Annotated in this window: 21 protein-coding genes; 13 read left to right on the top strand and 8 right to left on the bottom strand. The window is 41.4% G+C overall.

Annotated elements, in window-relative coordinates:
* Window positions 1-91: 91 nt before the first annotated feature.
* The 3 genes from NOS7524_RS03145 to NOS7524_RS03135 form a co-directional block, all read right to left on the bottom strand.
* Window positions 92-298: a hypothetical protein gene (locus NOS7524_RS03145; RefSeq protein ID WP_015137019.1), complete on the bottom strand. Its 207-nt coding sequence runs from the start codon at window positions 296-298 to the stop codon at window positions 92-94.
* Window positions 295-1,092, bottom strand: a complete 798-nt coding sequence (locus tag NOS7524_RS03140; protein ID WP_015137018.1) for a cation diffusion facilitator family transporter — start codon at window positions 1,090-1,092, stop codon at window positions 295-297. Before NOS7524_RS03140 ends, NOS7524_RS03145 begins: the two co-directional genes overlap by 4 nt.
* A gap of 237 nt (window positions 1,093-1,329) precedes the next feature.
* Window positions 1,330-2,580 (bottom strand): ABC transporter substrate-binding protein, encoded by a 1,251-nt coding sequence (locus NOS7524_RS03135; RefSeq protein ID WP_015137017.1) that lies wholly within the window; start codon window positions 2,578-2,580, stop codon window positions 1,330-1,332.
* Window positions 2,581-2,741: 161 nt separating this feature from the next.
* Between NOS7524_RS03135 and NOS7524_RS03130 the strand changes: the two genes are divergently transcribed.
* Window positions 2,742-4,151 (top strand): MFS transporter, encoded by a 1,410-nt coding sequence (locus NOS7524_RS03130; protein ID WP_015137016.1) that lies wholly within the window; start codon window positions 2,742-2,744, stop codon window positions 4,149-4,151.
* A gap of 138 nt (window positions 4,152-4,289) precedes the next feature.
* On the opposite strand, the gene accD is transcribed toward NOS7524_RS03130, so the two are convergent.
* The 4 genes from accD to leuB all read right to left on the bottom strand — a co-directional run bounded on the left by accD (window position 4,290) and on the right by leuB (window position 8,264).
* Window positions 4,290-5,240 carry an acetyl-CoA carboxylase, carboxyltransferase subunit beta gene (gene accD / locus NOS7524_RS03125; protein WP_015137015.1) on the bottom strand — a complete coding sequence of 317 codons (951 nt, stop codon included), beginning with the start codon at window positions 5,238-5,240 and terminating at the stop codon, window positions 4,290-4,292.
* 607 nt (window positions 5,241-5,847) lie between these two features.
* On the bottom strand, window positions 5,848-6,657 hold the full coding sequence (locus tag NOS7524_RS03120) for a prepilin peptidase (protein ID WP_015137014.1): 810 nt from the start codon (window positions 6,655-6,657) through the stop codon (window positions 5,848-5,850).
* 110 nt (window positions 6,658-6,767) lie between these two features.
* Window positions 6,768-7,034, bottom strand: coding sequence for a hypothetical protein (locus tag NOS7524_RS03115; protein WP_015137013.1), 267 nt, complete (start codon window positions 7,032-7,034; stop codon window positions 6,768-6,770).
* A gap of 138 nt (window positions 7,035-7,172) precedes the next feature.
* The gene (gene leuB, locus NOS7524_RS03110) at window positions 7,173-8,264 is read right to left on the bottom strand and encodes a 3-isopropylmalate dehydrogenase (protein ID WP_015137012.1); all 1,092 of its coding nucleotides are present in this window, start codon (window positions 8,262-8,264) and stop codon (window positions 7,173-7,175) included.
* 457 nt (window positions 8,265-8,721) lie between these two features.
* Here leuB and NOS7524_RS03105 point away from each other — a divergent pair, with 457 nt between their 5' ends.
* The 10 genes from NOS7524_RS03105 (at window position 8,722) to NOS7524_RS03060 (ending at window position 20,530) form a co-directional block, all read left to right on the top strand.
* The gene (locus NOS7524_RS03105) at window positions 8,722-9,585 is read left to right on the top strand and encodes a mechanosensitive ion channel family protein (RefSeq protein WP_015137011.1); all 864 of its coding nucleotides are present in this window, start codon (window positions 8,722-8,724) and stop codon (window positions 9,583-9,585) included.
* Window positions 9,586-10,120: 535 nt separating this feature from the next.
* On the top strand, window positions 10,121-10,981 hold the full coding sequence (locus NOS7524_RS03100) for a mechanosensitive ion channel family protein (protein ID WP_015137010.1): 861 nt from the start codon (window positions 10,121-10,123) through the stop codon (window positions 10,979-10,981).
* 254 nt (window positions 10,982-11,235) lie between these two features.
* On the top strand, window positions 11,236-12,186 hold the full coding sequence (locus tag NOS7524_RS03095; protein ID WP_015137009.1) for an ABC transporter ATP-binding protein: 951 nt from the start codon (window positions 11,236-11,238) through the stop codon (window positions 12,184-12,186).
* 24 nt (window positions 12,187-12,210) lie between these two features.
* The gene (locus NOS7524_RS03090; protein ID WP_015137008.1) at window positions 12,211-14,121 is read left to right on the top strand and encodes an ABC transporter permease subunit; all 1,911 of its coding nucleotides are present in this window, start codon (window positions 12,211-12,213) and stop codon (window positions 14,119-14,121) included.
* Window positions 14,122-14,279: 158 nt separating this feature from the next.
* Complete coding sequence (locus NOS7524_RS03085) at window positions 14,280-15,968, top strand: hypothetical protein (protein WP_015137007.1); 1,689 nt, start codon at window positions 14,280-14,282, stop codon at window positions 15,966-15,968.
* Between the two features lie 98 nt (window positions 15,969-16,066).
* The gene (locus tag NOS7524_RS03080) at window positions 16,067-16,825 is read left to right on the top strand and encodes an ATP-binding cassette domain-containing protein (protein WP_015137006.1); all 759 of its coding nucleotides are present in this window, start codon (window positions 16,067-16,069) and stop codon (window positions 16,823-16,825) included.
* Window positions 16,822-17,454 (top strand): ABC transporter permease, encoded by a 633-nt coding sequence (locus NOS7524_RS03075; RefSeq protein ID WP_015137005.1) that lies wholly within the window; start codon window positions 16,822-16,824, stop codon window positions 17,452-17,454. The genes NOS7524_RS03080 and NOS7524_RS03075 overlap by 4 nt, the downstream gene beginning before the upstream one ends.
* 22 nt (window positions 17,455-17,476) lie before the next feature.
* The gene (locus NOS7524_RS03070) at window positions 17,477-18,385 is read left to right on the top strand and encodes a glycine betaine ABC transporter substrate-binding protein (RefSeq protein ID WP_015137004.1); all 909 of its coding nucleotides are present in this window, start codon (window positions 17,477-17,479) and stop codon (window positions 18,383-18,385) included.
* A 43-nt stretch (window positions 18,386-18,428) separates the two neighbouring features.
* A complete protein-coding gene (locus tag NOS7524_RS03065; RefSeq protein WP_015137003.1) occupies window positions 18,429-19,172 on the top strand; it encodes a phytochelatin synthase family protein in 744 nt (247 codons plus the stop codon).
* Window positions 19,173-19,342: 170 nt separating this feature from the next.
* The gene (locus NOS7524_RS03060; RefSeq protein ID WP_015137002.1) at window positions 19,343-20,530 is read left to right on the top strand and encodes an HlyD family efflux transporter periplasmic adaptor subunit; all 1,188 of its coding nucleotides are present in this window, start codon (window positions 19,343-19,345) and stop codon (window positions 20,528-20,530) included.
* Window positions 20,531-20,666: 136 nt separating this feature from the next.
* Here the strand turns inward: NOS7524_RS03060 and NOS7524_RS03055 are convergent, their stop codons facing one another.
* Window positions 20,667-20,879 carry a hypothetical protein gene (locus NOS7524_RS03055; RefSeq protein WP_041555113.1) on the bottom strand — a complete coding sequence of 71 codons (213 nt, stop codon included), beginning with the start codon at window positions 20,877-20,879 and terminating at the stop codon, window positions 20,667-20,669.
* 73 nt (window positions 20,880-20,952) lie between these two features.
* Between NOS7524_RS03055 and devC the strand changes: the two genes are divergently transcribed.
* The gene (devC, locus tag NOS7524_RS03050; RefSeq protein WP_015137001.1) at window positions 20,953-22,167 is read left to right on the top strand and encodes an ABC transporter permease DevC; all 1,215 of its coding nucleotides are present in this window, start codon (window positions 20,953-20,955) and stop codon (window positions 22,165-22,167) included.
* A gap of 14 nt (window positions 22,168-22,181) precedes the next feature.
* Entirely contained in the window at window positions 22,182-22,865 is a 684-nt protein-coding gene (locus tag NOS7524_RS03045) for a DevA family ABC transporter ATP-binding protein (protein ID WP_015137000.1), read from the top strand.
* The last annotated feature ends 3 nt before the right edge of the window (window positions 22,866-22,868 follow it).

Here is a 22,868-nt window from a genome sequence, read left to right as displayed (position 1 = left end):
CCAATTTGTGGGAGTGGGGAGTAGGGAGTGGGGAGGCAGGGGGAGAAAAATCCCATGCCCAATGCCCTAAGATAATTGGTATTTTGATGATTTATTGGTAGAAGTTGGGTTCTTGGTGACTATAGTAAGAGTCTGGATGACCAACGATTACAGGTTTAATAGCAACCTGAGTAGGAATTTGGATCGAGGCTATAGTTGGTTGTTGATCTGGTGTGACGAAGGAAAATACAATTGCCACTACCAAACCGGAGACGAAACCAGCTAATAAACGCCGATGGCGTTTTAGTAATGAAATCATTGCACAAGCTCCTCTAAAGTCGGAAATAATAGCTTTTCTGCTTGCTGGCGCTCGCTACAATCTTCAGCTTTCAGATCACAAATGCAAGTCACATCCGTAATCTGACCGCGCAAACACTGTACACTTTGAATCACTAAATAAGCCGCAAATGTAGCTATCAGCACTGCCACAATTAAACTGATGACACCATCAGCCCAAGTCCAATTTAGCCAGATAACTGCGATCGCTGCTAAGACTGCTCCTACTGAACTGGCTACATCTGCTAACAAATGCAGCAAAGCACCTCTCATATTGAGGTCATGATGACTACATTTATGTAAACACTTGGCATTAAAAGCGTTAACAGCTAGACCAATCAGGGCAGTTGCTAACATTGGCGCACCAAGTATCTCATTGGTAGGAGATTGCAAGCGCACCAAAGCTTCTTTAATAATCCAGCCAGCAACAGCAGCTAGACTGATGCCATTAATCAAGGCTGCCAGGACTTCCAATCGATAGCGCCCCAGGATGGTTTTCTGGGATATGGATTGAGATAACCAAGCTGCTATCAGTGCTAGACCTAACGCTGCTACATCTGAAAGAATGTGTTCAGCATCGGCTAAAAGAGATAAGCTATGGCTCCAAATACCTGCGCTGAGTTCCACACAAAAAAAGATGCTCAGTAGAATTAATGCAGTCCACAAAGCCTGAAACTTCTGCTGAATAGGGGTTGTAGGCTTTGCACCTAACCCTCTAATGGAGGTTAACTCAAATTTTGAGCGTTCTATTGGATGCCTTTGTGCTGACAGCACCATTCTCAATACCTGAATACCTGTACATTCCTGCAAAAATCTATCAGATCCAAAGTTAATAATTCTCTAAATAATGTTTAATATCAGGTAAAAATTCCGTGTTTACCACAGATAAAAATGGTTATCATAATCATTTTTATACTAGAATCTGGCGAATTTGCTGGAATTTATACAAGTATCAATAGTTAACGTAACGCGGAAGTCCTCATGCTTGGCTGTGAGAGTGACTGCCTGACAAGTCTACTGCATAGCTTTAATCTGCTGATTAGCTTCATTCTGCGCCCGTAACATTGCCTGCTGTAATGGCTGCTGCCCTAATAAAGCACTGATAAACTGGTTATCAAAATTATTGACAATGGCAGATGGATACTTACCAACTTGTAAAGGTGTAGCATAATTAACACCAGCCACTAAAGGCGATCGCAACACATCCTGGTCATATCCTAACTGCTGGGCTACTGATTTGCGTGTTGGTAAAGCAAATCCTGTACCAGTCCATTTCTGCATTCCGGCTTTACCTGTGAGATAAGAAATCAATTCCCAAGCTTCGGGTTTATGTTTGGACTGCTGGCTCATCACGTAGGCAACGGTAAAAACCATTGTGCCTTGCTGATTATTAATACTTGGTACTTCTGCTGTAGCAAACTCCAGTTTAGGAAAGGTTTCTTGCAGATAGGGAATTGTCCAATTACCTTCAATAACCATTGCTACCTTACCCTGTCCAAACATTTCACTACCTGAGTTTGTTCCCACATCAGATTTTTGGGCTGAGGAACGATCTTGACGATATTGGTCGATAACTAACTGTAATCCCTGCACAGCTTGCTGACTTGCAAACGTAGCATAACCATTAGAGTCAACGACTTGTCCACCAAAGGCTCTGATTTTATACATCTGACGTGCTAATTCTGGCATCTCGCCAAAGCCATATCTGTTGAGTTTTCCTGTTAACTGTTTTGAATAGCTGCGTAGTTCATTCCATGTAGTGGGCGGAGTGTCCAACCCAACCGCCGCGAAGGCTTTTTTGTTATAGAACAATGCCAAGGTGGAGTAATCTTTAGGCAAACCGTAGATATGATTTTGATACTTAAAGGTGTTTAATAAGTTAGGTTCAAAGTCGGCTAAGTCAAATTCTGGGGTGATGTAATTCTCTAGGGGTTCTAGGACATTCTGACTCATCAAGAAAGGAGCCTCCAGCGCATCCAGATAAAACACATCTGGCGCAGCTTCACCAATCAAGCGAGTTTTCATTACATCCATATATTGGTCAGAAATTACCTCATATTTGACTTTGATGTGGGGATGTTGGGCTTCAAAGTCTTGCAGAACTTGTTTTAATAATTTTTGCTCTACTGGTGAACCTCCCCAGCCACTGAGTTTCACTGTGACTGAGGTTGGTTGAGAACTTTGGATTTGTAGACTATGCAGACTAATTATAATAACAGCGATCGCGATCGCTATTCCCAAAAAGCGCAACCAGTTTCTTCTCATAACAACTTCTGTAACTACGGACTGATATTTAATTCTTCTGAAGTTTTGTTGCGAACTGCAAGGTAAAATATCGAAGAATTATCACCAAAGCTTTTGAGTGTAAACTGAGTCACTCAAGCAATTAACTCATACCAGGGTGCGTTACCTAATAAATACTGTCTATGGATTCGGTTCCGGTTGAAACAACTTCTCCTCTAATTCTGGAACTTCCCCAGATTCCTCAACCCCAAATTACAGTCGCTCCTACTTCCAAATCTAGCACCCGATTTCCTAAGAATGCGATTCGCACCAGTTTAAAAGCCTCAACTGTAGATGCAGTGTTCGCCGCAATTTTCTCTCTGGCGACTGGTGGCATTTTGCTGAGTAATTTCTTAGTAGAGTTAGATGCTAGTCCGGTAGTGTTTGGGATGATGTCTTCAATCCCGATGCTGGTAAATCTGGTTCAGCCTTTGGGTGCTTACTTGTCTGAACGCAATACCAGCCGCTTTTACTATTCTCTGTGGACGTTTGGTACTGCTCGGCTACTGTGGCTGATTTTATTAATTGGGGTTGGGGGTTTTAGTTGGGGATGGGTAAATTCCCAAGAATTAGAAATCTTGACTTTGTTAATTGTCTTATTTACCCACCTGTTAGGGGGATTGGGAAGTGCATCTTGGTTAAGTTGGCTGGCAATGATTGTTCCCCGACGATTACGAGGCCGATATTTTGGCATACGTAATAGTGCGGCTAGTCTGACTAATTTGGTGTGTGTACCTTTAGGGGGTTTATTGATTTCCCATTGGTACGGGGGTACTCTCCAAGGTTATGGTGTAGTGCTGTTGGTGAGTATCGTCTTTGGGATTCTAAGCTTAGGGTGTCAGTATTTTAAAGTAGATATTAATCCGCAAGCACAAAATGCCATTGTTCAGTATCCTCGCCAGCAAGCCGAACCTAGCAATACAGTTGAATCCTTACCCAAAACCATATTTCCAGAGGCAGATGTTACCAGCAGCATTTGGAAAAACTCTAACTTTTTGATGTTTCTGTTTTATTCTGCCTTGTGGATGCTAGCAGTAAATCTCAGCGCCCCTTTTTTTAACCTCTATATGCTGGATACGCTGCATTTAGATGTGAGTTGGGTAACGCTTTATGCCAGTTTGCAGGCGGGAGCTAATTTGCTGATGATGATGTTTTGGGGCAAGTTAGCAGATAAGATTGGCAATCGTTTGATTTTAATCTTTATTGGTGTTTTGGTAGCAGTCACACCATTTTTATGGCTAGGGATAAATATTAATAACTTTGGCTTGTGGTTATGGTTGCCACTGTTACATATTTTAACTGGTGGTAGTTGGGCAGCTATTGACTTATGTAACAACAATATGCAGTTAGAAATTGCCCCAATAAAAAACCAGTCACTTTATTTTGCGATCGCTTCGGCTGTGGCTGGCTTTAGTGGTGCTTTAGGCACAACTATCGGTAGCTTCATCGCCCAATTTGCTCAACACGGCGGTTTATTGGGACTGTTTGCGCTGTCTGGGATGTTGCGCCTAGTGGCTTTGATTCCGTTAGTCTTTGTCAAAGAGGGAAGTTAGGGATTGGGTATTGGGGATTGGGTACTGGGGATTGGGTACTGGGGATTGGGGATTTAAAAATTCTCCCTCATCTCCCTCATCTCCCCTATATCCCTCATCTCCCTCATCTCCCTCATCTCCCCCATCTCCCTCATCCTCTCACTCAACAGCTGTGGAACTAAGACTCATCGTCTCCCACAGCACCATAGGGGGGGCGGTGGGGATGGGTTGGTGTAAAGCAATGAGTTTGGCTAGGGTAGCCTTTAACTGGGTACGGGGTACGATATCATCAACGAAGCCATGCTTGAGCAAGTCTTCAGCAGTTTGGAAATCTTCTGGTAGTTTTTCTCTTAAGGTTTGCTCAATAACGCGCCGCCCAGCAAAACCGATGGTGGCTTTTGGTTCTGCTAAGATTATGTCTCCCAACATGGCAAAACTGGCGGTAACGCCGCCTGTGGTGGGGTTGGTTAACACGGGGATGTAGAGTAATCTGGAGTCGCGATGACGTTCTAGGGCGGCGGAGATTTTTGCCATTTGCATCAGAGAGAGCATACCTTCTTGCATTCTTGCTCCCCCAGAAGTGCAGACAATGACTACTGGGTAACGTCGTTGGGTGGCTTGTTCAATGAGGCGGGTAATTTTTTCACCCACAACAGAACCCATACTACCGCCCATGAAGCGAAAATCCATGACAGCTAGGGCAATCGGTAAACCATTGATTTGTCCTAAACCAGTTTTAACTGCGTCTAGTAACCCCAGTTTGGTTTCCATTTCCCGTAGGCGATCGCTATAGGCTTTGCGATCGCGAAACTGCAAGGGATCGGTAGGCCGCAGATTTTCATCCATTGGCCGCCAAGTATTCTGATCTATCAACTGCTGAATGCGTTCATCACTATCCACACGATTATGATGTCCACACTCCACACACACCATTTGATTGGCTGTCAAGTCCTTTGTATATGTCAATACACCACACTTAGGGCATTTATGCCAAAGTCCATCAGCAATCTCACGTTCTTGACGTTCGGGATGGGTTGCTCCCGATTTACGTCTATTTGCAAACCAATCAAATAGAGACTTTAAACCGCGTGATTCTTCGTTGTTTGCCATTTTTATCTTATTCAAGTGGGTACGAGGTCGAAAATAGGTCAAATAGTTATGGGAAGTTAAATATCTTAGCCCTCAGTCAATACCTATGGGCTATTGATTATTTATCCTTAACTCTTGACTCCATCGCCAAACTACGCTTATAAGCAATCAGACCTAATTTTGCATCTTTGGTTGCCAGCTTAACGAAAATACCGATACCAATACAAGTCTCTTGCTCATCTCATTTGGAGAAATGTATTGGCAAAATCAAAGACATTAAAATATCAACCCCCAAAACCAGACGCTTTTCCTCAACCCCTAGCTAGAAGTCTTGCCCCCAAGATGATCATTTTTGTTGCTAGTTGATGAGCCGTTAGCATTTACGTACATTGAGTTGTGCTTGCCAACAGGTAGTTTTCGTTAAGAGAGTGATACTGATCACAAGCTGATATTACCAAAATGTCAAGAGGCAATGGGGTAATCAACGCTACAGTCGTGAAAAATTTCGGGTGCTAATTATGGGGACTGGGGATTGGGGATTGGGGATTGGGGACTGGGGATTGGGGATTGGGGTCTGGGATTTTAACTCAGCACGCTGCTCACGCCCCGCTTCCGCTAACAACACTCTCTAAAAAAACAATCGCAGGTAAGCTGATAAAATTGTTTCGCCGCCAAATAGGGTGAAGAATGCACCTGCGGCTAAAAAGGGGCCGAAGGGGATTTTCTGCCCCCATTTGCGTTGTGACAGTATGATTGCACCGATACCTACTACAGCCCCTAGGGTACAGGCGATAAATCCGGCTAAGAGTAAGTGCTTCCAACCTAGCCACGCACCCATCATGGCGGCTAGTTTGGCATCTCCTGCACCCATTGCTTCTTTTTGGAGGAAAATACCTAGAAGCGCGATCGCCTCAAATAACCACAAGCCTAATACAGCTCCCACTATGCCCATCATTAGGTGTTTGATGACTCCCGCAATGCTGGCTTCGGTAATATAACCAAATACAATTTGAAAGATAATTCCCAACACCAACCCCGATTTAGTTAGGGGATTGGGTAAAGTCATGGTATCTAAGTCAATTAGTGATAATGCTAATAACCAACTACAAAACGTCCAGTATCCGATTGTGAGAATGGAAACGTTAAATAAAAAGTAGATGAGGAGAAAGATGATCCCTGTTACCGCCTCTACCACTGGGTAACGCCGAGAAATCTTACTTTTACAATAACGACAGCGCCCTTTCAACCACACCCAACCCAGTACAGGCACATTATCATAAGCTTTGAGCTGGTTTAAACAATGGGGACAACGGGAAGGCGGCCAAAGAATTGATAAACCCGCAGGTAATCGATAAACTACAACATTAATAAAGCTGCCAACAGATGCACCCAAGGCGAAAACAATCAGACTCGCCAGGGCTACTATCAAAGTATCCATATAGTTATTTGTCACAAGTCCTGAGTCATTTGTCGTTGATCTTTCGCCCTTTGTCGAGAGTAAGTTAACTTTTACTCTGGACTAATGACTAATGACTAATGACTAAATAACTAATACATATGAGATTCAATTTGGCTCAACGGCACAAAACACTCTTGAGGTAAGAGAACTGGTTGGTTAGTAAAAATTACCTTACCCCGGTAAGTCACGCGATTGATTGCCACCCCTGACGGCTGCCCAGCAATTTCAGGGTGTACTTCACAATGAGTGTAGTAAATTTGCCCCGCAGCTCTGATAACAGCAGGATCAATCAAAGGAGACTGATTTCTGGGGGCAGTAAAATTAGCTTTTCCCTGTTCTTGTCGTAAAGCGTACACTATACTTCTGCGTAGTTGCTAGATTTGCTTCTAGTTTAGCTGAAACTTTTAGTAAAGGTTGCCAACTTGGCTAATTGGGCTGGAAAATTATCGGGAAGGTTAGGGATTGGGGATTGGGATGTAACTATTGCCTATTGCCTATTGCCTATTGCCTATTGCCTTGATTAACGAGTCACCCATAGCGCGACAACCCTTAAGATTCATGCCTTCAGACATGATATCGCCGGTGCGATCGCCTTGTTCTAAAACTTGCAAGACGGCTTTTTCAATTCTGTCGGCGGCTTGGGGTTGGTTTAAGCCGTAGCGTAACATCATGGCAGCACTTAAAACTTGGGCTAGGGGGTTGGCTTTATCTTGCCCTGCTATATCTGGTGCAGAACCGTGGACTGGTTCAAAGACTCCCGGCCCGGAAGCCCCAAGACTCGCAGATGGTAGCATCCCGATACTTCCTGTGAGCATGGCGGCAGCATCAGAGAGGATATCACCAAACAAGTTACCTGTGACGATCGTATCGAACTGCTTAGGAGCGCGTACCAGCTGCATCGCCGCGTTATCTACATATAGATGGGTGAGTTCTACATCTGGGTATTCTTGGGATAATTTAATCATGCGATCGCGCCACAACTGCGATACTTCTAAGACGTTGGCTTTATCTACTGAACAAAGTTTACCCCGGCGTTTGCGTGCTGTTTTAAATGCCACACGCCCAATCCGATCAATTTCTGATTCAGTATAAACCATTGTATTTACACCGCGTTTCTCACCTGTCTCGGTGGTAAAAATTCCTTTGGGTTTGCCAAAGTAAATTCCGCCAGTAAGTTCACGCACCACCATAATATCTACGCCTTCCACGACTTCCCGCTTTAAGGTGGAAGCATCGATGAGCTGGGGTAAAATTTGGGCTGGACGTAAGTTGGCAAATAGTTCTAAGCCTGCGCGGAGTCCTAATAATCCCGCTTCTGGACGTTGGTGAGATGGTAGAGTGTCCCACTTGTACCCACCGATGGCGGCAAGTAAGACAGCATCACTGTTGCGGCAGGTTTCGAGGGTAGCAGATGGCAGAGGTTCACCTGTGGCATCAATGGCTGCACCACCAATTAAAGCTTCTTGAAAATCAAACTGAATGTCAAATTGCTGTCCTACGACTTGCAGCACGTCTACCGCCACGGCCATAATTTCGGGGCCAATGCCATCGCCAGGAAGTAGGGTAATACGGTAGTTCTGAGTCATAGCTAGTTTTTATAAGGTAAATGCTTGCAGATCAAATATCATACCGAGCAAGATGTACCCGTGGAGTTTTTAATTAGAAGAAAGGCAGGAGGCAGTTCGCGCAGCGTCCCGTAGGGAAGTCAGAGGGACTGGGGACTTCCAACTAAAAAAATATCCAATCGCTTTGGTGAGCAGAGAGAAGTCCGAGCGGAGGCTTCCTCCGCTCGGAACTTCCCTGCGGGACGCTACGCGAAGGGAGGGGAGCAGAGGGAGCAGGGGAAGCAGGGGGAGAAAGAAGCTTCTCATCTTCTTTGCTATCAACATTGGATAATTTATTTTCTGGAAGTCCCCTGGATTGCGGAGCGACAACAACAAGAGAAAAGTGACAATTTGTAAACATTAAAAAAAAGTATTTATACGCATTTTTGGGTGAATTTCTAGTATGTTCTTTGATAAATATCAATCATAAGTACAATTTATGAACTTCCCGCAGATTGGACAACTTGCTCTTCAACTGTTAACACAGTTTGGCTTGAAAGTTATAGGTGCGATCGCACTCTGGCTAATAGCTCAAAAACTGATTGATTTTGCCATCAAGTTGCTACGCCGAGCTTTCCGCAGTCAAAATATTGAGCCGACGCTGATTAGTTATCTGCTCAATATCATTGGTGTCACCCTAAGAATTGTCCTAGTTGTGGCAATTTTGGGCTTTTTTGGGATCGAAACTACTTCTTTTGCTGCCTTACTAGCGGCTGCTGGTGTAGCTATCGGTGCAGCTTGGGGTGGACTATTGGCAAACTTCGCGGCTGGTGCTTTTTTAATTGTTTTCCGTCCATTTAATGTTGGTGATTTTATTACAGCCGGAGGAGTGACTGGCACAGTTACAGAAATCGGACTGTTTACCACCAGTATCAATACTCCTGATAATGTGTTAACAATTGTTGCGAATAACAAAATCTTTGCTGACAATATCCAGAATTTTTCTGCCAATCCTTACCGTCGGGTTGACCTAGTAGCTCAACTCCATCACACTGTTGATCATAATCAAGCGATCGCGCTATTAAAAGCGAAAATTAGCCAAATCCCCAATGTCTTAGATAATCCTGCACCAGATGTAGAAATTATCACATTCAATTTAGCCGGGCCAGTATTAGCTGTACGTCCTTACTGCAACAATAACCACTATTGGCAGGTGTATTTTGATACTAATAAAGTCATACGGGAAGCCTTTGGTGAAGCTGGTTATCCAGTTCCCGAACAACGCTATGCTGTCAGCAGTTCTTCAGAAGTTGCAGCGAATGCTATTGTTCCAACCGGCTCTCTAAGTGAGTTTATTTCATAGTAGAATTTAGAGGCTAGAGTTTAGTATTATTACTGTTTACTTAGTTATGTTTTGAGAGAAACAGATCCCCGGATTATTGAAGTAATCGGGGATCTTCTCTTTTTAGTTTCACAGGCTATAACAAATTCCTATAAATACAGCACTTTTGAAGGAAGTAAGATACACCATGAGTATTAAGTATTAAGTAATGAGTAATGAGTAATGAGTAATGAGTAATGAGTAATGAGTAATGAGTAATGAGTAATGAGTAATGAGTAATGAGTAATGAGTAATGAGTAATGAGTAATGAGTAATGAGTAATGAGTAAAAATTTACTTATTACTCATTACTTTTCAATTATTTGCTGTACCTCATAAACATCGAATCTGCTGTATCTTCCAAAGGACAGAAATTACAAAACCTATCTTGAGAAAGAGGTGGGTTCTCATGCTTATCCACACCATTATGACAAGTACCAACAATTAAAAAGATAGTCAGCATTTTTTAGTGTGGAATTTTTAGTCTTTTTGGTCAACGTGCAGACAGAGAAAAATTTATGAATTTAACTCAATTTTGGCCAGTTACTATTGCCCTTTTAACGCAATTTGGACTAAAGTTACTGGGCGCGATCGCTATTTGGCTGATTGCTCAAAGATTGATTGATTTTGGATTAAAATTGCTGCGGCGTGCTTTCCGTAGCCAACAGATTGAGCCAACACTGATTAACTATTTAATCAATATAGTTTCAGTAACGTTAAGAATTATTTTAATTGTCGCAATTCTGGGCTTTTTTGGTGTTGAAACTACATCTTTTGCGGCATTATTAGCAGCACTAGGTATTGCCATTGGTGCAGCTTGGAGTGGATTACTAGCCAACTTTGCAGCTGGTGCATTTTTGATGATTTTTCGTCCATTTAAAACAGGTGACTTGATATCAGCCGCCGGAGTAACAGGAAAAGTAACGGAAATTGGACTATTTACAACAACTATCAATACACTTGATAATGTGATGACGATTGTGGCTAATAACAAAATATTTTCAGATAACATTGAGAATTTTTCTGCCAATCCTTACCGTCGTGTTGATCTTAAAGCACAATTACATCATAATGTCGATCATAACGAAGCAATTAGGTTATTAAAACAGAAAATCAGCCAAATTCCCAATGTGTTAAATAATCCTGCACCAGATGTAGAAATTTTAGATTTCAATCTAGCAGGACCAGTATTAGCGGTGCGTCCTTATTGTAATAATGAAGATTACTGGCAGGTTTATTTTGACACAAATAAAGCTATAAGAGAAACCTTTGCTCAGGCTGGTTATCCAGTTCCAGAACAACGTTACGCATTTAGTAGCAATACCTCTGAGGATGGCAGCAAGCCTTTTATTCCTTCTGCATCTTTAAGAAGTTCTTAAATTCAAGATTTTGTTTAAAAACTCTTTCTTCATTAGCTGAAATATTAATCGAAAGTAGGTAAAGGATATACTCTACCTACTTTTTCTAATTTATTTAATGTATAATTTAAAACTTTAATAAAGTTGGTATCAAGTTATGCTCGTTATTTATCACCACTTTACATAACCTCAGTTTCATTTTCCGAAACAAGGCTGACGAAAGTTGTAGAGAGAGGTTAGGTTAAAGTTTAAACAACAGCCGCACCCCAGCCGCTATGGTAAAAGAATTAGCAATTCGCACCTGTGGACTGACTAAGCAATTTGAACGTCATGTAGCCGTTAATGATGTTGACTTAGAAATCCAAGCAGGTGAGGTATACGGACTCATAGGGCCAAATGGCGCAGGAAAGACAACTCTCATCCGGATGTTGGCAGCAGCAGAAGAACCAACTACGGGTGAGATTTATATTAACGGCGATCGCCTGCGTCGTGACAAGAGTAACCCAACTCTCAAACGTCGTCTTGGCTACCTACCCGATGATTATCCTCTGTATGAAGATTTAACTGTTTGGGATTACTTAGATTATTTTGCCCGTTTGTATCGTCTGCGAGAACCACGCCGCACTCAACGCTTACACGAGGTTTTAGAACTCATTCAACTGGGTAATAAGCGCCACAGTCTGATTTCTACCCTGTCACGGGGGATGAAGCAGCGTTTAAGTTTAGCACGTACTATCATCCATGAGCCAATTTTACTGCTATTGGATGAGCCTGTTTCTGGACTTGACCCCATTGCCAGGATGCAATTCCGGGAAATTATCAAAGCACTGCAAGAAGCAGGGATGACAATCTTAATTTCTTCCCACGTTCTCAGCGACTTAGCGGAACTGTGTAGTTTTGTCGGCATTATGGAGTTAGGTTTTCTGGTAGAAAGTGCCTCACTGCAACAACTTTATCAACGGCTGTCCCGTCAACAAATAGTTTTATCAACTTTGGGTGATTTAGAGGCACTTTTAAGTGAAATCAAACATCATCCTTGTGTGGAAGAGTGGGAGAAATTACCAGGAAAAAATAGCTTAAGAGTGAATTTTTCAGGTACACAGGAAGACTGCGCTCAATTGTTGCGATCGCTAGTTACATCTGGCATTCCTCTAACTGATTTTCACTGCACACAAGAAGATTTAGAAAGTATTTTCTTGAAACTAGGTCACAAACAAGCATCTTAATTATTTACTAAGGAGATTTTTCCGATGATGCTCAATTTAATAGACAAAATAGGTGAATGGAATCCTCAATTATTTAGAGAACTCAAAGGTCGCCTTAAAGTTTTTAATATAGTCATCGCTGTTGGCTTATCACTCATAGCTCAACTGGGAATTTTTCTATATCAATTTGGTAATTATCCTGGCGAAAAATATGCTATGTCAGGGACATATTGTAATCTAAGTGCAGGTTATCAACAACGTCTACAATCACTTTACCAATTAATTGATCAAGTCCAGCAAAAAATCAATACCTATAGTGGTAAAGCCAATTTTGATCCAGTCAGACTTCAGGCACTAAAAACACAACTAGCTGACTTCAAAAGTGAGCAGGTTAATCTGAATAAGTTACTATATGATAAATTCTGCCCCACGGAGCAAATAAATATGCAGATGTGGTGGCGAGATCACTGGGAGTATATATTTTTAAGTCTCAGTGTGATGTTTGTCTTTACGCTGTTAGTTGCTGGCACATATTTACTCATCAATAATTTAGCTCAAGAAGAACGTCGTGGTACTCTCAATTTTTTGCGTCTGACTCCCCAATCAGAAGTCAGTATTTTAACTGGCAAAATGTTAGGTGTACCAATTGTCATTTATCTGATAGTTTTAACTGCATTGCCTTTACATTTGTGGGCTGGATTATCTGCTAAAATCGCTTTTAGTCACATTCTGAGTTTTGATATAGTTCTTGTGGCTAGTTGTGTTTTCTTCTACAGTTATGCACTGCTATTTGGTTTAGCTAGTCGTTGGTTTAGTGGATTTCAACCTTGGTTGGCTAGTGGTGTAGTTCTCATGTTTCTGTTCACAATGATGAATTTAGCATCATATAGCCCCAACATTTACAATGCAGCTACATGGTTGAGACTCTTAAGCCCCTTTGATATGATGGGCTATCTATTTGGTAACTTATTCCGCCGCTATGATCAATCATCTCTTGACCAATTGCAGTTTTTATACTTACCAGTTGGAAAAAGTCTGGTGGGTTTAGTTGGTTTGCATTTATTTAACTATGGTGTTGGTATTTATTGGGCTTGGCAAGCATTAGAACGTCGTTTTCGTAATCCCAATACAGCAATTATTAGTAAAGCTCAAAGTTATTGGTTTGTCGCTTGCTGTCAATTAGTATTTTGGGGATTCACTCTACAAAATACCAACAATTACTGCCCACCTTATCATAGTGGTTCATCGGGAAATTGCTATTATGATTTAAATTATCAAATAGGACAAAATTTTCCTATCTTGGTAATATTTAACTTGGTGTTGTTGTTTAGTCTATTGGTAATTCTGTCACCCCATCGGCAACAAATCCAAGATTGGTCAAGATATAGCTATCAGCAAATTGCTAGCAGCAAAAATTTTTGGCATAGTTCCAGGTTGAAAGATTCTATTTGGGGTGAAAAAAGTCCAGCTTTGATAGCAATGGCTATCAATCTTTTAATCATTATTATTCCCTTAGTAGTTTGGATTATTCTGGCACCTGTTTTGAATATCAAACATAATAGTGCCATTGATTGGGTGAATGATATTGGCAGAATGAAAGCAATTTTAGGTGTCGCCTTGTTTATCAGTATGATGATGATTTATGGCACCATAGTTCAAATGATGCTCATGATGAAAACCCCTAAACGCGGTATTTGGGCAATTGGAACTGTAGGCATAATCATGTTTCTACCACCTGCTATCTTAGGGTTTTTACGCGTCTCCCCCTCTGGCAACTCCCTAATTTGGTTGCTGTCTACTTTTCCGTGGGTGGCGATACAAGATGCTGCAACTATGACCGTTTTTATGTCACTATTATTTGAGTTAACTGTCTTAGGATTGTTGAATTTTAAACTCAATCAGCAAATAAAATTAGCAGGAGAATCTGCTACTAAAGCATTACTCGCCGGACGTTAATTTTTGTTTGTAGTGAGGACTTTATTTATTTCCTACTTAGGAGACGCTACGCGAAAAATAGGACTAAAGTCCTTACTACGAACTTAAAACTATATATTTAGTTGCGTCAGTCTGTGATGAGTCACTAACAATCACCAATTAGCAAGCGAGTTTTAACTATGTATACCAACTGGATTAGCCAAATTGGAGATTTAAATCCTCAACTATTACGGGAGATTAAAGGGCGCTTACAGAAACGTAATGTCCTGTTAGTAATTACCACCTCGTTTTTAACTCAGTTGGGAGTATTCCTATATTTCCAAAGTCTCTTACCCAATAGTCACAGTATCGTATATGTCAACTCAAATAGATACTGTACAGGTAAGTATTTAGATATCGCACAGGAATGTTTTTTAGATGGTTTTGGTAATGTAGTAATTAACTGGCAGCTATGGTTTCAAGATATATTTAGTTCGCTGAGTATTATCGGATTCTTGGCAATTCTAGTAGCAGGTAGTTATTTAATTATCCACGACTTATCTACAGAAGAGCGGCGCGATACTCTGAATTTTATTCGCTTGAGTCCTCAATCACCCCAAAGTATTCTCTTAGGTAAGATGTTAGGAGTTCCTATACTGATATATTTGGGGGTGTTGCTAGCAATTCCTGTGCATTTGTGGTTAGGTTTAAATGCCCAAATTACTTGGCGCTCGATTTTTAGCTTTTATATAATTGTGATTACTACTAGCCTGTTTTATTTCAGTGGCGCACTGTTATTTGGTTTAGTTGGTTCTTGGTTAGGCGGCTTTCAATCTTGGTTGGGCAGTGGTGCGGTTTTAGGATTGTTACTGTTAACGCAGCAAGGACTTAGAGATGAAATATCATATAATTACCCATTTGCTGTGTTAAAACTGATTGACCCATACTATTTTATTCCTAACTCTTTGTATAATTCATCTACTGAGTTGCAGTTGGAGAATTTCCATTGGTTTGCTCTACCGTTAGGAAATAGTTGGGTAACAATCATTGGCTTTGCTGTATTGACTCATTTGTTAGGGGCTTATTTTATCTGGCAATCTTTGCAACGTTGCTTTGGCGATCGCAATGCTACCATGCTGAGTAAACAGCAGAGTTATTTACTCACTATTGCTTTCACAATTATCACCATCGGTTGTGCAGATTGGCCAAAATTAGTCTTTAGTGATTACAATTCTAATTCTGCCCTGACAGAAAACATGGCTTACCTGATGTTTCTGAATTTGTTTTTGTTCTTGTATTTAATCGCTGCATTAACTCCCCATCGTCACACCTTACAAGATTGGGCGCGTTATCGTCATTTCGGTAATCAGCAGGGTGAGCAGCGAAATTTAATTCAAGATTTAATTTGGGGTGAAAAAAGTCCAGGTGTAGTTGCGATCGCTCTTAATGCCATAATCGCTATTAGCGGTTTAAGTTTATTCGTTCTCATCTCTTCTAGCGGCTTAGATCACAAATTCCACTCGTTCATAGCTTTAATTTTTGCTGGTAGTCTTGCTGTTATCTATGCAGCCTTAACTCAGCTACTTTTATTGATGAAAAATGGACAACGGCTATTTTGGACTAATGGGATTTTGGGTGCTGTAATTATTTTGCCAGTAGTTGCTTTAGCCATATTGTTTTCCAATCCCACAAACTACACTTTCTGGTGGCTATTGTCTGTAGCTGCGCCTCTGATTGCTTTGTATCCGTCAGGGGAATTATCAGCAATCACAACTTTTTTGGCAATAATGGGACACATGGGTATTTTAGGTTTGATGTTGTTCCGAATGACGCGCCAATTAAAGCAGGTGGGTGAGTCGGCGACAAGAGTTTTATTAGCGGGTAGTTAGTGGTATTTTTAAACGCGGAGGTGCGCGGAGGTTTACGCAGAGGAACGCAGAGTGGTAAAGTTTGAGGTTAAGAGGCAAGATAATTTGTCGTAAGATTAATGCCGCCAAATAACTCTGTTGCTATTGAATTTCGTGATGTTACTTTGAGCCGCAATCATCGTCCTTTGGTGTCGCGGCTCAATTTTGCTATTCATCGGGGGGAAGCTTTAGTCTTGCTGGGGCGTAGTGGTAGCGGCAAAACTACGACTATGAAGTTAATTAATCGGCTGTTGATACCTACTCAGGGCGAGGTTTTATTTGATGGTGTACCGACAACTCAGTGGGATGAAATTAAACTGCGGCGCAAGATTGGTTATGTGATTCAAGAAACTGGTTTGTTTCCCCATTTTACGGTAGAACGTAATGTGGGTTTAGTTCCTAGTTTGGAAGGGTGGCAACCAAAACAAATTAAAACGCGAGTATACGAATTATTACATTTGGTAGGTTTAGATCCGGCACAGTTCGCTAGGCGTTATCCCCATGAATTATCGGGGGGACAAAGACAAAGGGTAGGTGTAGCCAGGGCTTTAGCCGCAGATCCGCCTGTATTATTAATGGATGAACCCTTTGGCGCACTTGATCCTATTACCCGCTTAGAATTACAACAAGAATTTCACCGATTACAGCAAGAATTAGGCAAGACAGTCGTTTTTGTCACCCATGATATTCAAGAAGCCTTTGTTTTGGCTTCTAGAATTGGGTTAATGTATGGGGGAGAATTGATAGTATTAGGGACAAAGGATGAATTTATGCGATCGCAACATCCTGAAAGTCTAGCCTTCTTACAATGTCTGCGTTCCCTGCAAGACAACTTATGAAAGATTTCTTCCTGATTAAGTACGCACCAGAAATTTTACAACACACCCTAGAACATTTATTTTTGGTGGGTGTTGCTATTAGCGTTGCCATTATTATCGGGATTCCGTTAGGAATTTTAATCACCCGTAAAACTCAACTACGTCAGCCTATTTTGGGTATTGCTAATATTCTCCAAACAATTCCCAGTTTGGCATTATTCGGTTTATTAATTCCTGTGCCTGTCATTGGTGGAATTGGTGTTGTTCCTGCCATTGTTGCTTTAACTTTATATTCCCTGTTGCCGATAATTCGTAATACTTATACAGGTATTACAGGGGTAGATCCTGCGATTCGGGAAGCTGGGCGAGGGATGGGGATGACAGATAGACAATTGTTATTACAAGTAGAAATTCCCTTAGCAGTGGGTGTGATTTTAGCAGGGGTAAGGGTGGCGACAGTCATCGCTATTGGCATTGCAACGATTGCAGCCGCAATTGGTGCTGGGGGGTTGGGAGTGTTTATCTTTCGGGGAATTGCAGTAGTTAATAATCAGTTAATTTTAGCTGGGGCAGTACCGGCGGCGGTTATAGCACTACTAGCTGATTTATTAATTGGATGGTTGGAGAAGAAATTAAAGGTTAAAAGTTAATAGTTTTAAATAACTATAGGTTATGAAAAAATTTTTGATAGTTTTTTTATTAAGCTTGACGTTAGTGATGGCGATCGCTAGTTGCAAAACCAACCCAATTAGCAATAGCGGCGATATTATTATAGCATCCAAAGACTTTACTGAACAAGATATTTTAGGTGAGCTTTTAGCCCAACAAATTGAAGACACGACTAATTTAAAAGTAGTTCGCCGTCCTCGCTTGGGTGGTTCTTTTGTCTGTCATCAAGCAATTACTGCGGGCAAAATTGATGCTTATATTGAATATACAGGTACAGCATTTACAGGAATTTTAAAGCAAGCAGTGATTAATGACCCCAAAGTAGTTTATGAGAAACTTAAACAAGCCTATGCTCAACAATTTCAACTGGAAGTAATGCCTAGCTTGGGGTTTGAAAATACCTTTGCCATAATTATTAGAGGAGAAGACGCTCAACGTTACAACATTCAAACCTTATCAGAAGCAGCCCAATATACACCCCAATGGCGTGGCGGTTTTGGTTACGAATTTTTAGAACGAGAAGATGGTTTTCCGGGTTTAGCGAAAACCTATAATTTGGAATTTAACAAGCCACCCCAAATTATGGACTTGGGTTTAATATATCGAGCCTTAATTCAAAAACAAGTGGATATGGTAGCAGGGAATTCTACAGACGGGCAAATTGCACGCTTGGGTTTATTTGTTCTCAAAGATGATAGACAATACTTTCCCCCTTACGAAGCCACACCAATTGTCAGACAAGAAACTTTAAAAAAATATCCACAAATCAGAAACGCCATTAATCAAATCACCGGGAAAATTTCCGCCGATGAAATGCGACAACTTAACTATTTAGTAGAAGGAGAACTCCAAGACATCAAAACAGTAGTACGCGACTTCCGTAAATCCAAAGCAATGCTCAATCTCTCATAAAATTTCTCTCTGCATCTCTGCATGAAATACAGTTTTCGTAACTATGAATTTTACTTTTAAAAACAAAATTAAAACCTTGCTCCCAGCCACAATTATTGGCTTGTCTATTTCTAGCGGTAACGCTATATCTCAAACTCTACCACTATCAAATAACTTAATTAACTTTAATTCTGATCCAGGGAAAAGCTTATTACTTACAAGTCGCGCCAGAGAAGACTTTTTTCCTTTGAGTATGCAATTTGTTACTCAGAATAATCAAGCCTACTGCGGTGTTGCAAGTATTGTCATGGTATTAAATGGTTTAGGAATTCCTGCACCAGATGCACCAGAATATTCTCCCTATCGCATATTCACCCAAGAAAACTTTTTTAGTAATGAAAAAACTCAAGCAGTGATCACGCCCGAAAAAGTCTCTCGTCAAGGTATGACTTTAGAGGAGTTAGGTGGATTAATTGCTAGTTATGATGTGGATGTGAAAGTTTATCATGCTGGCGATACTAGCTTAGAAGAATTTCGTACCTTAGCTGCAAAGAATTTAAAACAACCAGGAAATTTTATCATTGTTAATTATTTACGCAGAGAAATCAACCAAGAAAGAGGCGGACACATATCACCTTTAGCTGCATATAACGAGCAGACAGATAGATTTTTAATTATGGATGTTTCCCGTTATAAATATCCACCTGTTTGGGTAAAGACAGCCGAGTTATGGAAAGCTATGAACACAGTTGATTCAGTTTCAGCTAAAACACGAGGCTTTGTATTTGTGAGTAAATCTAAATCATGAAACCAGGGGGCAAAAGAATAAACTATGTGATACATTCAATTGAGAATTAACGCGATCGCCTGGATTTAACATTGCGAATTGCGAATTGCGAATTGCGAATTGGTTTAATTGGTGCTGTTCTCTGACATATTTGTTGTTTACAAAAAAACTCAGACTCTCCATCCAACACTATGGTTCAGTTCCAGCAAGGTGTATCTGCTGTTTGGCGGCGTTGTGTTGCTAGTACAGCAATTCTCAGTTTAATTACTTGTACTGCTTGCGGTGCAATGCAAGCACAAAATGGCCCCCGTGATTCCCCCACACCAACGCAAGTTACTGCATCTTCGCAAGTGGTGGCTTTAGGTAAGTTAGTTCCTCAAGGGGATGTAATTAAAATTTCGGTGGTGAATGCTCAAGATAGCCGTGTCAACCAAATACTGGTGAAAGAAGGCGACTTTGTACAAGCCAATCAAGTAATTGCGATTCTGCAAGGACAGAATAGAGTCAAGCAGCAACTACGAGAAGCACAGGCGAATGTCGCCATTAAACGCGCCCAATTGCAGAAAATCCAACAAGGGGATGCTAAACAGGGTGAAATTACAGCTCAAAAAGCTGCGATCGCAGAACTAACAGCCAGGTTACGCACCGAAACCAAACAAAGACAAGCAACTATCGCCCAAGCGGAAGCCACAGTGCGGAATGCCGAGTTAAAATACCAACGTTATGTCACCTTAGCCGCCCAAGGAGCAATTCAGCGTGCAGAATTAGATGATGCAGAGGAGCAATTTGCTAGAGCGAAAGCTATTCTCGCCCAAAATCAAGCGGAATTAGAAAATACGACATCTACATTAACAGCCCAATTAGCTAAAGAAACCGCTAACCTCAAGCGACTACAGGAAGTGCGCCCGGTTGATGTCGAGATAGCCAAAGCCGAACTGCAACAAGCGCAAATCCAAGTAGAACAAAGTATAGCCCAATTAGAAGATACCCAAGTGAGAGTTCCCGTAGCGGGGCAAATTTTACGCATCAATACCCGCGTAGGTGAACAGGTGAACACCCAAGAAGGAATCGCAGAATTAGGACAAACAAAACAAATGTATGCGATCGCGGAAATCTACGAAACTGATATCGTCAAAGTGAAGCTAGGACAACCAGCCATCATTACTAGCGAGTATGGCGGCTTTAGTGGCGAATTGCAGGGAAAAGTCGCTCAAATTGGCTTGCAAGTCGGTAAAACACGCCTCAATCAAGACCAAAATAACCCCACTAATGATATAAATGCGCGAGTAGTAGAAGTAAAAATCCGCATTGATCCCGAAGATAGCCCCAAAGTCGCGGCTTTGACTGGGATGCAGGTGAGGGTGAGGATTGAGGTTTGAGGGTGTAGGGGTGTAGGGGTTGAAGAAATGATGATTTTGAGGTTGATTTTACAGTCATCACGCATTCCTTAATTAAAAACCTACACTTTTCAGGAGGTAAAAGGAACTAGAAGAAACAAAGTTGATGTTCAAAGCCTCAAGTTTCATGTTCTGAACTCCAAGCCTCAACCTCAGAACTCCAAGTTTCATGTTCCGAACTCCAAACTTCAACCTCAGAACTCCAAGTTTCGTGTTCCGAACTCCAAACTTCAACCTCAGAACTCCAAGTTTCATGTTCAGAACTCCAAACCTCAACCTCAGAACTCCAAGTTTCATGTTCCAACCCCCAAATTCCGTCTTCCGAACTCATCCTTAAATCTTAGAACTTCAAATTTCTCATCTACCTTCCTCTGTCACCTGTCACCTGTCACCTATCACCTACTATGTTCAAACACCTCCACCTAGAAACTCCCCTCGCCTGGGCGCAATTGTCCCATCAAAAGGTACGTCTAGCCGTCGCTACTACAGGTGTATGCTTTGCCAATATCCTGATGTTTTCCCAAATGGGATTATTATCAATGCTGACAGAGGGAACAACTAAACTACATGAAAGCTTGGGAGGCGACTTAATCTTAGTTTCCACATTTAGCCCCAGTTTACAGTTTAGAATTTCCTTCCCCCGTGCTTATCTTTATCAAGCCGCCTCAGTTGATGGCGTGGAAGTTGTTGCACCAGTTTATATTAATAGAGCAAATTGGGCGAATCCCAACCAATTATCTCAAACCAGCAGTTCCAGACAGAGAACACAACGCAGACGCGGGTTTTTTGGTAACGAAGTCCGAGTGATTGCGTTCAACCCTACCCAATCTTTTGTGTTGAAATCACCAGAAATTCAGCAACAACTTCCGAAATTAACTACACCAGATGCAGTTTTATTTGATCGTCTTTCCCAAGCTTCTTTAGGAGACATTCCGCAATTATTAACTCAGCAAAAAGATGTAGTCACTCTCATGGAAAATCAGCGCACTTATGTAGTCGGACTATTTAGCATGGGTAGCACGATGAACGATAAAGGGAATGTGATTATTAGTGATTGGAACTATGCTTTGCGAAATGGGCAGAACAGTCTCAACTCAGTGAGACTAGGAGTTGTGAAACTGAAACCAGGCGCAGATATCAAAACAGTCCAAGCACAGTTACGTCAACGTCTCCCCCCAGAGATGAGTGTGTTCACCCACGAGGAATTAATTGAACGAGAACAACAGTTTCACGCTTCCCAACCAGAGGGAATCATCCTCAAATTTGGTACGATTGTCGGTTTTGTAGTAGGTGTGATTATTCTCTATCAAGTTCTCTACTCTGATGTCAGCGATCATTTACCAGAATATGCAACCTTAAAAGCAATGGGTTATAGCGATCGCTCCCTACTCATGGTCATTTTACAAGAAGCTGTCATTCTTGGCGTATTGGGATTTATCCCCGGCTTTTTCGCCTCTGTCGCTCTGTATGATTTATTAGTCACACTCACACGCATTCCCCTAGTGATGAAAACGAGTGTCGCCATTCAAGTTTTTCTGTTAACTATTATTATGTGTAGCGTTTCCGGTGCGATCGCTACCACAAAACTTCGTTCCGCCGATCCCGCCGACGTGTTTTAACAATTCAAAATTGTATGAATACTTCTCCCACTGTTACTGTCACCAATCTCAACCACAGTTTTGGACAGGGAACATTACAAAAACCTGTTTTAACAAATATAGATTTAGCAATTTATCCAGGTGAAATTGTCATTCTCACAGGCCCTTCCGGTAGCGGTAAGACAACTTTACTCTCACTGATTGGTGGTTTGCGTTCAGTACAAGAGGGAAGTTTGAAAATATTTAATCAAGAACTCAAAGGTTGTAATAAAAAGCAGTTAACGCGAGTAAGAAATCAAATTGGCTTTATCTTTCAACATCACAACTTACTCAAATGCTTGACTGCTTATGGTAACGTGCGGATGTCTTTAAAACTACATTCAGAAATTCCTAAAAATGAATATCGACAACGGGCTATCAATATTTTAAATGCGGTGGGATTAGGCGATCGCGTGGATTATTACCCAGAGAAATTATCAGGAGGACAAAAACAAAGAGTGGCGATCGCGCGTGCATTAGTAGCGCAACCCAAGTTAGTCTTAGCCGATGAACCCACCTCATCACTAGATAGTAAAACCGGGCGGGATGTAGTGGATATTATTCAGCGTCTCGCCAAAGAAGAACATTGTTCTGTGTTAATTGTCACCCACGATGCTCGGATTTTAGATATTGGCGATCGTATCGTTCACATGGAAGACGGACGTTTACAAGATGGGTGAAAA

This window comes from Nostoc sp. PCC 7524 (assembly GCF_000316645.1).
Classification (GTDB): Bacteria; Cyanobacteriota; Cyanobacteriia; order Cyanobacteriales; family Nostocaceae; genus Trichormus.
Note: the sequence above shows the minus strand (reverse complement) of the source record. Positions and strands in the feature narration are given on the sequence as shown.